The organism is Pseudomonas sp. SMN5 (assembly GCF_052041925.1).
In the GTDB taxonomy this organism is placed as follows: Bacteria; Pseudomonadota; Gammaproteobacteria; order Pseudomonadales; family Pseudomonadaceae; genus Aquipseudomonas.
In genome coordinates this window covers 1-14,030 of sequence record NZ_JBKGGX010000014.1, presented here as the reverse complement: position 1 = coordinate 14,030, position 14,030 = coordinate 1, and the positions used below count along the sequence as shown (strand labels likewise).

12 protein-coding genes are annotated in these 14,030 nt (G+C 61.9%); 9 read left to right on the top strand and 3 right to left on the bottom strand.

All coding sequences use genetic code 11. The annotated features are described in order from the left end of the window. Window positions 1–39 precede the first annotated feature (39 nt). The gene (locus tag ACLEJR_RS15490) at window positions 40–918 is read right to left on the bottom strand and encodes an acyl-CoA dehydrogenase (protein WP_440814891.1); all 879 of its coding nucleotides are present in this window, start codon (window positions 916–918) and stop codon (window positions 40–42) included. 144 nt (window positions 919–1,062) lie between these two features. Here ACLEJR_RS15490 and olsB point away from each other — a divergent pair, with 144 nt between their 5' ends. Both olsB and ACLEJR_RS15480 read left to right on the top strand, forming a co-directional pair. Then, window positions 1,063–1,818: an L-ornithine N(alpha)-acyltransferase gene (olsB, locus tag ACLEJR_RS15485; protein ID WP_440799297.1), complete on the top strand. Its 756-nt coding sequence runs from the start codon at window positions 1,063–1,065 to the stop codon at window positions 1,816–1,818. Continuing rightward, window positions 1,818–2,609 carry a lysophospholipid acyltransferase family protein gene (locus ACLEJR_RS15480; protein WP_440814890.1) on the top strand — a complete coding sequence of 264 codons (792 nt, stop codon included), beginning with the start codon at window positions 1,818–1,820 and terminating at the stop codon, window positions 2,607–2,609. The genes olsB and ACLEJR_RS15480 overlap by 1 nt, the downstream gene beginning before the upstream one ends. Window positions 2,610–2,723: 114 nt before the next feature. Here ACLEJR_RS15480 and ACLEJR_RS15475 read toward each other — a convergent pair whose 3' ends face one another. Beyond that, window positions 2,724–3,308 (bottom strand): ACP phosphodiesterase, encoded by a 585-nt coding sequence (locus ACLEJR_RS15475; protein ID WP_440814888.1) that lies wholly within the window; start codon window positions 3,306–3,308, stop codon window positions 2,724–2,726. A 162-nt stretch (window positions 3,309–3,470) separates the two neighbouring features. Here ACLEJR_RS15475 and ACLEJR_RS15470 point away from each other — a divergent pair, with 162 nt between their 5' ends. From ACLEJR_RS15470 to ACLEJR_RS15455, 4 genes are all read left to right on the top strand, one after another. Further along, window positions 3,471–3,773, top strand: coding sequence for an ArsR/SmtB family transcription factor (locus tag ACLEJR_RS15470; protein ID WP_440799292.1), 303 nt, complete (start codon window positions 3,471–3,473; stop codon window positions 3,771–3,773). A 17-nt stretch (window positions 3,774–3,790) separates the two neighbouring features. Continuing rightward, window positions 3,791–4,960 carry an MFS transporter gene (locus ACLEJR_RS15465; RefSeq protein ID WP_440814886.1) on the top strand — a complete coding sequence of 390 codons (1,170 nt, stop codon included), beginning with the start codon at window positions 3,791–3,793 and terminating at the stop codon, window positions 4,958–4,960. A 35-nt stretch (window positions 4,961–4,995) separates the two neighbouring features. After that, on the top strand, window positions 4,996–6,045 hold the full coding sequence (locus ACLEJR_RS15460) for an alkene reductase (RefSeq protein WP_440814885.1): 1,050 nt from the start codon (window positions 4,996–4,998) through the stop codon (window positions 6,043–6,045). A 167-nt stretch (window positions 6,046–6,212) separates the two neighbouring features. After that, on the top strand, window positions 6,213–6,833 hold the full coding sequence (locus ACLEJR_RS15455) for a hypothetical protein (protein WP_440814884.1): 621 nt from the start codon (window positions 6,213–6,215) through the stop codon (window positions 6,831–6,833). Window positions 6,834–7,041: 208 nt separating this feature from the next. On the opposite strand, the gene ACLEJR_RS15450 is transcribed toward ACLEJR_RS15455, so the two are convergent. Then, window positions 7,042–7,674 carry a TetR family transcriptional regulator gene (locus tag ACLEJR_RS15450; protein ID WP_440799284.1) on the bottom strand — a complete coding sequence of 211 codons (633 nt, stop codon included), beginning with the start codon at window positions 7,672–7,674 and terminating at the stop codon, window positions 7,042–7,044. A 262-nt stretch (window positions 7,675–7,936) separates the two neighbouring features. On the opposite strand from ACLEJR_RS15450, the gene ACLEJR_RS15445 reads away from it, so the two are divergent. From ACLEJR_RS15445 to adeC, 3 genes are read left to right on the top strand one after another with little or no spacing between them, the layout of a single operon-like run. Continuing rightward, complete coding sequence (locus ACLEJR_RS15445) at window positions 7,937–9,094, top strand: efflux RND transporter periplasmic adaptor subunit (RefSeq protein WP_440799283.1); 1,158 nt, start codon at window positions 7,937–7,939, stop codon at window positions 9,092–9,094. Between the two features lie 3 nt (window positions 9,095–9,097). After that, the gene (gene emhB / locus ACLEJR_RS15440) at window positions 9,098–12,262 is read left to right on the top strand and encodes an efflux RND transporter permease subunit EmhB (RefSeq protein ID WP_440799282.1); all 3,165 of its coding nucleotides are present in this window, start codon (window positions 9,098–9,100) and stop codon (window positions 12,260–12,262) included. Next, the gene (adeC, locus tag ACLEJR_RS15435) at window positions 12,259–13,716 is read left to right on the top strand and encodes an AdeC/AdeK/OprM family multidrug efflux complex outer membrane factor (protein WP_440814883.1); all 1,458 of its coding nucleotides are present in this window, start codon (window positions 12,259–12,261) and stop codon (window positions 13,714–13,716) included. The genes emhB and adeC overlap by 4 nt, the downstream gene beginning before the upstream one ends. Window positions 13,717–14,030 lie beyond the last annotated feature (314 nt).

Sequence of the window (14,030 nt, the reverse complement as noted above, 5' to 3'; positions counted from 1 at the left end):
CCACTATCGCGAGCAGGCTCGCTCCCACAAAGGTCAGAGTCAGGCGCTACCCAACGCCTTCGTCAAGCGCTTGGCCCGCGCGCCCGCCGCCATCTCCATCACCGCCCTGTCCCGGCTCCACATCTGGCGCCAGGACGCCGGTCCTGCAGCCAGGGCCTCATTCAATTCGCCATCGAGCCCGTGGAACTGGGCAAACAATCCGCCCAGCAACACATGCCCCGCCGTGCTGGACGGATTGTGACGACTGACCTCGGCACACCCCGCCAGCAACGCCAGCAGCCGCAGCAACAACGCCTGGGGCCACTCGCATTCCTGGCCCACGCCATACAACCAGGCGGTCATGGCGCTGAGCACATAGAGATCTTCCAGGGTGCGGAACGGTTTGACATACGCGTCCCAGCCATCGCCCGCGAGCAGTTCGCACAACGCATCGTCAAGCAGTACGCGACCATGGCTGATGTCCGGCATCAGGGCGATGGCCGGGAGTTTTTCCAGGGTCACGCCGGGCTCGCCGGGATAGGCCACCGCCAGCTTGAGACGCGGTGCCTCGCCGGGCGCCTCATTGCGAGCGGCGATGAGCAGCCATTCGGCCGCGTCGCCGGCGGTAACGAAATCCTTGCGTCCGCTCAGACGCAAGTCGTTGAGACGGGTCTGCATATCCGCCGGGCGCAAGCTGCGTTGTTCGGTGGCACACAGCGCACCAAGGCCTTGGGGCGCGCTCGGCCAGAGCACCCGCAGAGCCGCCTGATAACCCACCAGAAACGCCAGCCCCGGCGTCGCCATCAGCCGTGCCCCGGCCACCGCCAGCTCGAACGGTGTCACCGGCCCCAAGTGTTGCAACAACGTCGCATAGCCCTCGGCCAGGTCCGGATGGGCGGGCAGGCGTTCGCCGCGTTGGATCAGGGTTTGCCAGGGCATGGGCGGCTCCTCGAGGGCTGTCATATAAGCATCACCAAAGCTTCATGGCGATGACACCGGGGCTACATAGCCTGACTTTGCACAACATGGCTGCATAAAGAAAGTCGAGTGGCTGCAACTGCACAGCCCGCACGGAGATTCGCTATGACTCAGATCGCCCGCATCAGCGACACCGGCAATGAACGCCGCCTGCAAGCCGAACGCCTGATTGGCGCCAAGGCTTTGCAAGAAGCCCAAGCCTTGCGCTTCAACGTCTTCAGCGGCGAATTCAACGCCAAGCTCAAAGGCGCGGAAATGGGTCTGGACATGGATGACTACGATGTTCACTGCGCCCACATCGGCGTGCGCGACCTGAACACCGGCCGCCTCGTGGCCACCACTCGCCTGCTCGACCACCAGGCCGCCAGCAGCCTGGGCCGCTTCTACAGCGAAGAAGAATTCAGCCTCCACGGCCTGGTCCACCTCAAGGGCCCGATCCTGGAAATCGGCCGCACCTGCGTCGACCCGGCCTACCGCAACGGCGGCACCATCGCCGTGCTCTGGGGCGAGTTGGCCGAAGTCCTGAACGAAGGCGGCTACAGTTACCTGATGGGTTGCGCGAGCATCCCCATGCAGGACGGCGGCATCCAGGCCCAGGCAATCATGCAACGCCTGCGCGAACGCTACCTGTGCACCGAACACCTGCAAGCGGTGCCGAAAAAGCCGTTGCCGAGCCTGGACGTACCTTCCAACGTCATCGCCGAGATGCCGCCCCTGCTCAAGGCCTACATGCGCCTGGGCGCGAAGATCTGTGGCGAACCGTGCTGGGACGAGGATTTCCAGGTGGCCGACGTGTTCATCCTGCTCAAGCGCGACGAACTCTGCCCACGCTACGCCCGCCACTTCAAGGCAGCGGTGTGATGAGCCGGCCGCGGGTGTACGCGCGTATCGCGCGGGTGCTGCTGGTGGTGGCGCTGGGCCTGGGCATGGCCACCGTGTTCGGTCTGTTCGAGCGCCTCGGGCTGGCCAACTCCATGGTCCGCCGTCAGCGCTGGTCGAGGTTCTTCATGGCGCGGTTGAGCCATGCCTTGCCGTTTTCGGTGACGGTCCATGGGCAACTGCCGCAGCAGCCGATGCTGTGGGTCAGCAACCACGTGTCCTGGACCGACATCCCGCTGCTGGGCATGCTCACGCCACTGTCGTTCCTGTCCAAGGCCGAAGTGCGTACCTGGCCGGTGGCCGGGTGGCTGGCGGCCAAGGCCGGCAGTCTGTTCATCCGTCGCGGGTCGGGTGACAGCCAATTGATCCGCAAGCAGATGAGCCGTCATCTGCAACAGGCCCATCCGTTGCTGATGTTTCCCGAAGGCACCACCACCGACGGCCGCTCACTGCGCACCTTTCATGGTCGGCTGCTGTCGGCGGCGATCGATGCCGAGGTCGCGTTGCAACCGGTGGCGATCCGTTACCTGCGCAACGGCGAGCCGGACGCCCTGGCACCGTTCATTGGCGATGACGATCTGCTGTCGCACCTGATGCGCCTGTTTGCCAACGATCGCGGCGACGTGCACATCTATCTGCTGCAACCCATCGCCTGCCACGGCCAGGAAAGGGCGGTGCTGGCCTTCCAGGCGCAGCAAGCCGTGCACAAGGTGTTGTTTGGCGCAGTCCCCGAGAAGCAGCAGGTGCCGATGCGCCCTGCCATTGCCGCATGATTTGAAATGCCAATGAGATCCCCTGTGGGAGCGAGCCTGCTCGCGATTGCGGTCTGACATTCAACAGAGATATTGACTGTTACATCGCAATCGCGAGCAGGCTCGCTCCCACAGTTAGAACGGCTGTGTGACCTGGCTCTGAGCAAAGTCCTGAAGCTGCGGATAAAACAACCGGAAATCCTCGCTCAATGGCTCATAGAGCCTGGTCAACTCCTCCATCGCCCCAGCCAATTCCTCGGGGCGGGTCAGGCGTCGGGAAATGCCGCGCAGTACCTGCCCGAGTACGTCGAACGCCTGATAAGAACCCAACCAGTCATTCGCCACCATGTGTGGCGCAATTTGCGCCAGGCGTCCGGGCAACTGTGGTTCAGTGCCGAGCACGTGATATACGCGGGCGGTGAAATCCATCAGCGGCCCCTCGCCATACAACGTCCAGTCCCGGGCCAGGCAGTGGTCGAAAAACACGTCGAGCACGATTCCGGCATAGCGTCGGCGCACCGTGGAAAAGCGCGACAGGGCGACGTCCACCAGAGGGTGGCGATCGGTATACGTGTCGATGCGTCGATGCAAGGCAATCGCGGCTTCGATCCGCGGGTCGTACAGCCCTTGCAGCGGCCCTTTGACGAAATCGCCGTAGAGACTGCCGAGCAGTTGTTCGCGGCCAGGGCCGCCCAGGTGCAGGTGTGCGAGATAGTTCATGGGCGCAGCTTAGCACTGTCGCGCTCATATCGTTATAACCCGATATAGCGATTTGTTCGCTGGTCAGAACAAATCCATATTGGTGTATCGCGAAATAACGATTTAAGGTTCGCCTCATCGCGATATAGCGTTTTACTCACCCAATCCAAACGAACTGCCACCATGACCCTCGACCTCGACGAAATAATAAAAGCCCTGGCGCACCCGGTACGGCGAGACATTCTCAACTGGCTCAAAGACCCCAAGGTCCAGTTCCCCGAACAGTTGCACAACCACGAATTCGGTATCTGCGCCGGCCAGATCGACCAACGCTGCGGCCTGTCGCAGTCCACGGTATCGGCGCATCTGGCGGTGTTGCAACGGGCGGGACTGATCACCAGCCAGAAGGTCGGTCAATGGCACTTCTTCAAACGCAACGAGGAATTGATCCAGCAGTTTCTCAAGCAAATGAGCCAAGAGCTCTGACCAGACAAGGACCCGCCATGCCCCTCTCACTTCTCATCCTGGCCCTGAGCGCCTTTGCCATCGGCACCACCGAATTCGTCATCATGGGCCTGTTGCCCGATGTGGCGGCCGACCTCGGCGTGTCGATTCCCGGCGCCGGTTGGCTGGTCACCGGCTACGCCCTGGGCGTCGCCATCGGCGCACCGTTCATGGCCCTGGCCACCGCCCGGCTGCCACGCAAGGCTGCGCTCGTGGCGCTGATGGGGATTTTCATCATCGGCAACCTGCTCTGCGCCATTGCCAGCGATTACAACGTGCTGATGTTTGCACGGGTCATCACGGCCCTGTGCCACGGGGCGTTCTTCGGTATCGGTTCGGTGGTGGCCGCCGGCCTGGTGGCGCCGAACAAGCGTGCCTCGGCCGTGGCCCTGATGTTCACCGGCCTGACCCTGGCCAACGTGCTCGGCGTACCCCTGGGCACCGCACTGGGCCAGGAAGCCGGCTGGCGCTCGACGTTCTGGGCGGTGACCGTCATTGGCGTGGTGGCATTGATCGGGCTGATCCGCTTCCTGCCGGCCAAGCGCGACGAAGAAAAACTCGACATGCGTTCGGAACTGGTAGCGCTCAAGGGGGCTGGACTTTGGTTGTCCCTGAGCATGACCGCGCTGTTCTCCGCCTCGGTGTTCACCCTGTTCACCTACGTCGCCCCGCTGCTGGGTGAAGTGACCGGCGTATCGCCCCGTGGCGTGACCTGGACCCTGGTACTGATCGGCCTGGGCCTGACCCTGGGCAACATCATCGGCGGCAAGCTGGCGGACAAGAGCCTGGCGAACACCCTGATCGGCGTGTTCATCACCATGGCCGTGGTCTCCACCGTGCTGAGCTGGACCAGCGTGGCGCTGATCCCCACCGAGATCACCCTGTTCCTCTGGGCCACCGCTTGCTTCGCCGCCGTGCCGGCCCTGCAGGTCAATGTGGTGACCTTCGGCAAAGCCGCGCCGAACCTGGTGTCCACCCTGAACATCGGCGCTTTCAACATTGGCAACGCCTTGGGCGCCTGGGTCGGCGGCAGCGTCATCGACCGCGGCATGGGGCTGACCACCGTGCCCCTGGCCGCCGGTGCACTGGCGGTGCTGGCGCTGCTGGTGACCTTGATCACTTTCCGCCAGGGCGGCAGCAATGCCGACCTGGCTGCGGTAACTCGTTGAGATTAAACCCTTCCATTTTTTCGAGGTTGTAACAGATGACGACTATTTTCGATCCGATCAAACTCGGCGACATCGAGCTGAAAAACCGCATCATCATGGCCCCGCTCACCCGTTGCCGCGCCGACGCGGGTCGCGTTCCCAATGCGTTGATGGCCGAGTACTACGTCCAGCGCGCCTCCGCCGGCCTGATTCTCAGCGAAGCGACCTCCGTCACGCCGATGGGCGTAGGTTACCCGGACACTCCCGGCATCTGGTCCAACGACCAGGTCCGCGGCTGGGCCAACGTCACCAAGGCGATCCATGGCGCCGGCGGCAAGATTTTCCTGCAACTGTGGCACGTCGGCCGGGTCTCCCACCCGTCCTACCTCAGTGGTGAAGCTCCGGTGGCGCCGAGCGCCATTCAGCCCAAGGGCCACGTAAGCCTGGTACGCCCGCTGGCCGAATATCCGACCCCGCGAGCGCTGGAAACCGCTGAAATCGCCGACATCGTCGATGCCTACCGCGTCGGTGCCGAGAACGCCAAGGCCGCTGGCTTCGACGGCGTGGAAATCCACGGCGCCAACGGTTACCTGCTCGACCAGTTTCTGCAAAGCAGCACCAACCAGCGCACCGATCAGTACGGCGGCTCCCTGGAAAACCGCGCCCGCCTGCTGCTGGAAGTGACCGATGCGGCCATCGAAGTCTGGGGCGCCGGTCGGGTTGGCGTGCATCTGGCACCCCGCGCCGATGCCCATGACATGGGCGACGACAATCGCCTGGAAACCTTCAGCTACGTTGCCCGTGAACTGGGCAAGCGCGGTATTGCCTTCATTTGCTCGCGCGAGAAGGAAGGCGACGACAGCATCGGCCCACAACTCAAGCAAGCCTTCGGCGGCCCATACATCGCCAATGAACGCTTCACCAAGGACAGCGCCAATGCCTGGCTGGCCGAGGGCAAGGCCGACGCCGTCGCCTTCGGTGTGCCATTCATTGCCAACCCGGACTTGCCGGCACGCTTGAAGGCTGATGCGCCGTTGAACGAGCCACACCCGGAAACCTTCTATGGCAAGGGTCCGGTGGGGTATATCGATTACCCAGTGCTCTGACATCGTCTGAAGTGAAGAAGCCCTGACTCGAAAGAGCCAGGGCTTTTTTATTCCAACTTAATATTCGGAAAACTAGCCGAACTTTATAAGCGCCTTACTTCCAGCCATAGTCGAGCCGGCACCAAGCCAACTATTTGCCCTCTTCCCATTTTGAAAAGGAATTCAATATGAAAGACATCACTGAAAACGCCACGCCCGGCGATAACGGCTTCTTTGAAAAGCTTCTTGCCCAGTTCGGCCATGCCCCACTGAACGTCCTTTACAAATACGTTGCATCCCTTGGAACCGATGACAACCTGGAAGTTTTCAAGGCTTTGATGGAAAAAGCGCAGCTGAACGGCGTAGTCGATCAACAAATCCGGGATTGGCAGCAGGAGCCCATCCGTGCAAGCCGCACCCGCTTCGTTATTAAGCTCATCAACCACACCGACCATACCTTCGCCGTCAGCGACCACAACCTGGCGTTCGATACGAATGAACTCGGGGCCCTGGGCCCGTGGGATATCCAAGCGCTGAGATTCGACTTCGCTTATTCCAGAAAACTGGGCAGCCCAAGTAAAGACATGTTCAAGCACTTCATTATTTTTGGCGACCGGGACATTGCTTGCCTGCTCGACTTCGGTCTAAGAGTCAACACTTCCTTTGGTACACTCTCCCCAACTCTGACACCCGTTCGCACAAACAGGGTGACCTCAATTGGCGCAACGCCCATTCCATGTTCGACCCGGTTCCTGCACGGCGCCAGCGAAGAGCCTTTTAACTTCACCGTGGAAATCACGCTGGGTTGATTATCACCCCGTCCGGCACGCCTCATGGGATCGACAGGCTCCCAAGTGCGGGGTTCCGGACGGGGCCCGTCGCACGTTCTTTTCAAAGGTGGAAACAAATTTCCTACAAAATTTGGCGCCGGTCAGCTATTAACAACCGTTGTGTCGGTTTATAAAAGCACCCTGGCCGAACCCATTGACACAATACGATGCAATTACGCATTTTGTTTCATTTGCGCAGGTTGGGGCTCAGGCGCAGCATGTCCAGCCCGATATCCACCCAGCGCTCCGCCTCGGCGGCCAGCGCGAAGCTGTCAGGAGCCAGCAGCCACTGGTACAGAATGCCGTCGATGTAAGCATGAATGGCCACTGCTGCCCTTTCGGGATCCAGGTCGCCGGGCAACTGGCCGCGCTTCATCGCATTGCGCAACGACAGGGCGATCCGCACATTGCAATCGAGGCTGACCTGGCGCCGCTGCTGGCGCAGATCGCACATTTCATCGGTGAACTCGCACTTATGGAACAAAATCTCATTAATGCGACGCGTCTTCGGGTCGAGTGCAACCTGTTGAAACAATTGCACAAGCAATTTGCGCGTGCAGCCCAGCGGGTCAAGCTCCTCTTCATTTTCGCTGGCGCGGGCCAGGTCATCCAACGGTTCATGCAAGGTATCGAGCATGGCCTGGAGCAGGTCGGCCTTGTTGCTGAAATGCCAATAGATGGCGCCGCGCGTGACGCCGGCCAGCGTCGCAATATCCGCCAGCGTGGTGCGCGCTACGCCGCGCTCGAAGAAGGCTTTTTCGGCCGCTTCAAGTATCTGGCTGCGAGTCTCCAGGGCTTCCTCTTTGGTACGACGGACCATGGCAGTAAAACCTCAATCAGGGTGCATCGGAAATGCGTAAGGATCAGCTGAACAGCATTGCGGCAACGTTCGCTCAGACGCGTCATCGATCCGCACGGGCCTTTGTCAGGCTTTTGTAAATACGGATGGTACGCAATTTTGCTGTTTACAAACAACCGTGTACGTAAGTATATTTCTTAGCATCCTACTAATTGTTTTTCGCGCTCTTTTTCACCTTCCACCTTTCGAGTGCGCCTGTTGCGCGCCTGACCCGAGGATCTCCATGCAATTCAAGCCAGCTGTTACCGCTCTGGTTACCGCCATCGCCCTGGCATCGCTGCTCAGCGGATGCAAGAAGGAAGAAGCGGCGCCTGCCGCACCCCCGCCTCAGGTCGGCTACGTAACCCTCAAGACACAGCCTTTCACCCTGACCTCGGAACTGCCAGGGCGCACCAGCGCATTCCGTGTCGCCGAAGTTCGCCCGCAGGTCAATGGCATCATCCTCAAGCGCCTGTTCAAGGAAGGCGCCGACGTCAAGGCCGGCCAGCAGCTCTACCAGATCGACCCGGCCGTGTACGAAGCGACCCTGAAAAGCGCCGAGGCCAACCTGCGGTCCACCAAGTCGATTGCCGACCGCTACAAGCAACTGGTGGATGAGCAAGCGGTCAGTCGCCAGGAATACGACACCGCCGTGGCTAACCGCCTCGAGTCGGAAGCCAACCTGCAGACGGCCCAGATCAACGTGCGCTACACCAAGGTCTACGCGCCGATTTCCGGCCGTATCGGTCGCTCTTCGGTGACCGAAGGGGCGCTGGTGAGCAATGGCCAGGCCGACGCCCTGGCGACCATCCAGCAACTGGACCCGATCTACGTCGACGTGACCCAGAGCTCGGTGGAGCTGCTGCAACTGCGCCGCGAACTGGAAAGCGGTCGCCTGCAAAAAGCCGGCGACAACGCCGCCATGGTCAAGCTGACCCTGGAAGACGGCAGCCAGTATCCCCATGAAGGCAAGCTGGAGTTCTCGGAAGTGTCGGTCGACCAGACCACCGGTTCCGTGACCTTGCGCGCCGTGTTCCCGAACCCGGACCATACCCTGCTGCCGGGCATGTTCGTCCACGCGCAATTGCAGGCTGGGGTGAACAGCGCGGCGATCCTCGCACCGCAGCAAGGCGTGACCCGTGACCTCAAGGGCACACCGACCGCGTTGGTCGTTGGCGCGGACGACAAGGTCGAGCTGCGCCAGCTCAAGGCCAGCCGCACCGTTGGCAGCCAATGGCTGATCGAAGACGGCCTCAAGGCCGGCGACCGCCTGATCACCGAAGGCTTGCAGTACGTACGTCCAGGGGTGCAAGTCAAGGCCGTCGAAGCCACCAACGTTGGTGCCAAGAACCCGGCCCCCGCTCAGGCAGCTGATAAAGCAGCCGGCGGCAAAGGGGAGTAAACCATGTCGAAATTCTTTATCGACCGTCCGATTTTCGCCTGGGTGATTGCCCTGGTGATCATGCTGGTCGGGGCCCTGTCGATCCTCAAGTTGCCGATCAACCAGTACCCGAGCATCGCGCCGCCGGCCATTGCGATCCAGGTCACCTACCCGGGTGCATCCGCGCAGACCGTGCAGGACACCGTGGTGCAGGTCATCGAGCAACAGCTCAACGGTATCGACAACCTGCGTTATGTTTCCTCGGAAAGTAACTCCGACGGCAGCATGACCATCACCGCGACCTTCGAGCAAGGCACCAACTCCGACACCGCGCAGGTACAGGTCCAGAACAAGCTGAACCTGGCGACCCCGCTGCTGCCGCAAGAAGTACAGCAGCAGGGTATCCGCGTGACCAAGTCAGTGAGGAACTTCCTGATGGTGATCGGCGTGGTGTCGCGCGACGGCACCATGACCCGGGAAGACCTTTCCAACTACATCGTGTCGAACATGCAGGATCCGATCTCGCGTACTTCCGGCGTGGGTGACTTCCAGGTTTTCGGCGCCCAGTACGCGATGAGGATCTGGCTCGACCCGGCCAAGCTGAATAACTACAGCCTGACTCCGGCTGACGTGAGCGCCGCGATCTCCGCGCAGAACGTCCAGGTCTCGTCCGGCCAGCTCGGTGGACTGCCTGCCGTGCCCGGCCAGCAACTGAACGCCACCATCATCGGCAAGACACGCCTGCAGACCGCCGAGCAATTCAAGGCGATTCTGCTCAAGGTCAACCCGGATGGCTCGCAGGTACGTGTCGGTGACGTCGCCGATGTCGCCCTGGGGGGTGAAAACTACGCCATCAACGCCCAGTTCAACGGTGCTCCGGCGTCGGGTCTGGCGGTGCGGCTGGCTACCGGTGCCAACGCCCTCGACACGGCCAGGGCGCTGCGCCAGACCGTGGACAATCTCAAGCCGTTCTTCCCGCCGGGCATGGAAGTGGTGTTCCCGTATGACACCACGCCAGTGGTGAGCGAATCGATCAAGGGTGTAGTGGAAACCCTGGTCGAAGCGGTCGTCCTGGTATTCCTGGTGATGTTCCTGTTCCTGCAGAACTTCCGCGCCACCATCATCACCACGATGACGGTGCCGGTGGTGTTGCTGGGTACCTTCGGGATCCTCGCCGCGTTCGGCTTCAGCATCAATACCCTGACCATGTTCGGCATGGTGCTGGCCATCGGCTTGCTGGTGGACGACGCCATCGTCGTGGTGGAAAACGTCGAGCGGGTGATGAGCGAGGAAGGCCTGTCACCCAAGGAAGCCACCAAGAAATCCATGGGCCAGATCCAGGGCGCCCTGGTGGGTATCGCCCTGGTGCTCTCGGCGGTACTGCTGCCGATGGCGTTCTTCGGCGGCTCCACCGGTGTGATCTACAAGCAGTTCTCCATCACCATCGTCTCGGCCATGGCCCTGTCGGTGCTGGTTGCACTGATCTTCACCCCAGCCTTGTGCGCCACCATGCTCAAGGCGATCCCGAAAGGCGAGCACGGCACACCGAAGCGCGGTTTCTTCGGCTGGTTCAACCGCACCTTCGACCGTGGCGTGCGCAGCTACGAGCGCGGCGTAGGCAACATACTCCGGCACAAGGCGCCATACCTGCTGGCCTACATCATCATCGTGGTCGGCATGGTCTGGTTGTTCAGCCGCATCCCGACCGCGTTCCTGCCGGAAGAGGACCAGGGCGTGCTGTTCGCCCAAGTGCAGACGCCGGCCGGTTCCAGCGCCGAGCGGACCCAGGTGGTGGTGGACAACATGCGCGAGTTCCTGCTGCGTCCGGGCAAGGACGGCGGCGAAGGGGATGGCGTGGCCTCGGTGTTTACCGTGACCGGCTTCAACTTCGCCGGTCGTGGCCAGAGTTCGGGTTTGGCGTTCATCATGCTCAAGCCGTGGGAAGAACGTAACGCCGATAACACGGTGTTCAAGATCTCGGCCCGTGCACAGCAACACTTCTTCACCTTCCGCGACGCGATGGTGTTCGCCTTCGCCCCGCCGGCGGTGATGGAACTGGGTAACGCCACCGGTTTCGACGTGTTCCTGCAGGATCGCGCCGGCATCGGCCATGAAAAACTGATGGAGGCACGCAACCAGTTCCTGGGCATGGCGTCCCAGAGCAAGGTGCTGGCCCAGGTCCGTCCGAACGGCCTGAACGACGAGCCGCAATACCAACTGGAAATCGATGACGAGAAGGCCAGCGCACTGGGCATCACCCTGTCGGACATCAACAGCACCTTGTCGATTGCCCTGGGCAGTAGCTACGTGAACGACTTCATCGACCGTGGCCGGGTGAAAAAGGTGTACGTGCAGGGTCAGCCGAATGCCCGCATGAGCCCCGAAGACCTCAAGAAATGGTACGTGCGCAACAGCGCCGGCACCATGGTGCCGTTCACCGCCTTCGCCAAGGGTGAGTGGATCTACGGTTCGCCGAAGCTGGCCCGCTACAACGGGGTGGAAGCAATGGAGATCCTGGGTGTCCCGGCTCCGGGCTACTCCACCGGTGAAGCCATGGCCGAAGTCGAAGCCATTGCCAAGAAACTGCCGGCCGGTGTGGGTATTTCCTGGACCGGGCTGTCCTACGAGGAACGTCTGTCGGGCTCCCAGGCACCAGCGCTGTATGCCCTGTCGCTGCTGATGGTGTTCCTGTGCCTGGCGGCGCTGTATGAAAGCTGGTCGATTCCGATCGCGGTCATGCTGGTGGTGCCATTGGGGATCATCGGTGCCCTGCTGGCGACCAGCCTGCGCGGGCTGTCCAACGACGTGTACTTCCAGGTGGGCCTGCTGACGACCATCGGCCTGGCGGCGAAGAACGCCATCCTGATCGTCGAGTTCGCCAAGGAACTCCACGAACAGGGCCGCAGCCTGATGGACGCCGCCATCGAAGCCTGTAGGATGCGTCTGCGGCCGATCATCATGACCTCCCTGGCGTTCGTCCTCGGCGTGGTCCCGCTGGCAATCTCCACTGGCGCCGGTTCGGGCAGCCAGCATGCCATCGGTACCGGGGTGATCGGCGGTATGATCACCGCGACCGTCCTGGCAATCTTCTGGGTGCCATTGTTCTTCGTGTCCGTATCGTCCATCGGTCGCCGCAAAAATGCCGACCACGACGACACTCCTGAAACTTCCAAAGAGGCTGGCCAATGAGCAAGTCGCTACTTTCCCTGACCATCGCCGCAGTCGTGCTCAGCGGCTGCTCGCTGATTCCCGACTATCAGCGGCCCGAAGCCCCGGTCGCGGCGCAGTACCCGCAAGGGCCGGCCTACGAGCCTGCCAAGGCGCCCGGCCAGGCCGCCGCCGAGCAGGGCTGGAAACAGTTTTTCCATGACCCGGCGTTGCAGCAGCTGATCCAGTTGGCCCTGGAAAACAACCGCGACCTGCGGGTCGCGGCGCTGAACATCGATGCCTACGCCGCGCAATACCGTATCCAGCGCGCCGACCTGTTCCCGGCGGTCTCGGCCACCGGTGCCGCCAGCCGACAGCGCGTGCCGGCACGGGCTTCGCAGACCGGTGAAGCGGCAATCAGCAGTTCCTATTCCGCCACCCTGGGCATCAGCGCCTATGAACTGGACCTGTTCGGTCGCGTTCGCAGCCTGAGCGAGCAAGCGCTGCAAAGCTACTTCGCCACCGAAGAAGCCCGGCGCAGCACGCAGATCAGCCTGGTGGCGAACGTCGCCAACGCCTACCTGACCTGGCAGGCCGACAAGGAATTGCTCAAGCTGACCCAGGACACCCTGGCGACCTATGAGCAAAGCCTCAAGCTGACCACCCGCAGCGCCGATGTGGGCGTGGCCTCGGCGCTGGACCTGAGCCAGGCCCGTACCGCTGTGGAAAATGCCCGCGTGCAACTGGCGCGCTACACCCGCCAGGTCGCCCAGGACGAAAACAGCCTGACCTTGCTGCTGGGCACCGGCCTGCCGGCCAACCTGCAATCGCAACCGCTGAGCGACGATCTGCTCAGCGAAGTGCCAGCCGGGCTGCCGTCCGACTTACTGCAACGTCGCCCGGACATCCTCCAGGCCGAACGCAACCTGCTGGCCGCCAACGCCAACATCGGCGCCGCACGGGCCGCGTTCTTCCCGAGTATCAGCCTGACGGCCAACGCCGGTACCCTCAGCCCGGATCTGTCCGGACTGTTCAAGGGCGGCTCGGGCACCTGGAGCTTCGCCCCGCAGATCAACCTGCCGATCTTCAACGCCGGCAGCCTGCGGGCAAGCCTGGATTACGCCAAGGTCCAGAAAGACATCAACGTCGCGCAGTATGAGAAGTCGATTCAGACGGCCTTCCAGGAAGTCTCCGACGGCCTGGCCGCGCGCCAGACCTACAACGAGCAGTTGCAGGCCCAGACCGACTTCGTCGCCGCCAACCAGGATTACTACCGTCTGGCCGAGCGTCGCTATCGCATCGGCGTCGACAGCAACCTGACCTTCCTCGACGCCCAGCGTCAGCTGTTCAGCGCCCAACAATCGCTGATCACCGACCGCCTCGCGCAATTGACCAGTGAGGTCAATCTGTACAAGGCGCTGGGTGGTGGCTGGAATGCTGAGACCGGGAAGAACGAACCGGTAAAGGAAGAAGCGCCCAAGACCCGGCTGTTTTGATGGTGCTTGAACGCTGAACAGGAAGCCCACCGGAAGGTGGGCTTTTTGTTTTCAATCGCTTCCTAGCTCAATACGTGGCGAGGGAGCTTGCTCCCGCTGGGCTGCGAAGCGGCCCCAAAACCTGCTAAATGCGGAGCATCAAGACCGGCTGCGGGTCCTGGGGGAGCAGGCCTGCTCGCGATGGCTGTGTGTCGGTCTGTGTGGATTTTTTGACCGGGTACATATTCGTTGCTGCGGTAACGGCGGCTTAGGGTTCCGCCCTTACGGCGGGTCACTTTTGGAAAGCGCCAAAAGTAACCAAAAGCGCTTGCCCC

Excerpts from the sequence above, each read along its gene's own strand:
- ACLEJR_RS15490 (WP_440814891.1), bottom strand. The coding sequence starts at position 918 with ATGCCCTGGCAAACCCTGATCCAACGCGGCGAACGCCTGCCCGCCCAT.
- olsB (WP_440799297.1), top strand. The coding sequence starts at position 1,063 with ATGACTCAGATCGCCCGCATCAGCGACACCGGCAATGAACGCCGCCTG.
- ACLEJR_RS15480 (WP_440814890.1), top strand. The coding sequence starts at position 1,818 with ATGAGCCGGCCGCGGGTGTACGCGCGTATCGCGCGGGTGCTGCTGGTG.
- ACLEJR_RS15475 (WP_440814888.1), bottom strand. The coding sequence starts at position 3,308 with ATGAACTATCTCGCACACCTGCACCTGGGCGGCCCTGGCCGCGAACAA.
- ACLEJR_RS15470 (WP_440799292.1), top strand. The coding sequence starts at position 3,471 with ATGACCCTCGACCTCGACGAAATAATAAAAGCCCTGGCGCACCCGGTA.
- ACLEJR_RS15465 (WP_440814886.1), top strand. The coding sequence starts at position 3,791 with ATGCCCCTCTCACTTCTCATCCTGGCCCTGAGCGCCTTTGCCATCGGC.
- ACLEJR_RS15460 (WP_440814885.1), top strand. The coding sequence starts at position 4,996 with ATGACGACTATTTTCGATCCGATCAAACTCGGCGACATCGAGCTGAAA.
- ACLEJR_RS15455 (WP_440814884.1), top strand. The coding sequence starts at position 6,213 with ATGAAAGACATCACTGAAAACGCCACGCCCGGCGATAACGGCTTCTTT.
- ACLEJR_RS15450 (WP_440799284.1), bottom strand. The coding sequence starts at position 7,674 with ATGGTCCGTCGTACCAAAGAGGAAGCCCTGGAGACTCGCAGCCAGATA.
- ACLEJR_RS15445 (WP_440799283.1), top strand. The coding sequence starts at position 7,937 with ATGCAATTCAAGCCAGCTGTTACCGCTCTGGTTACCGCCATCGCCCTG.
- emhB (WP_440799282.1), top strand. The coding sequence starts at position 9,098 with ATGTCGAAATTCTTTATCGACCGTCCGATTTTCGCCTGGGTGATTGCC.
- adeC (WP_440814883.1), top strand. The coding sequence starts at position 12,259 with ATGAGCAAGTCGCTACTTTCCCTGACCATCGCCGCAGTCGTGCTCAGC.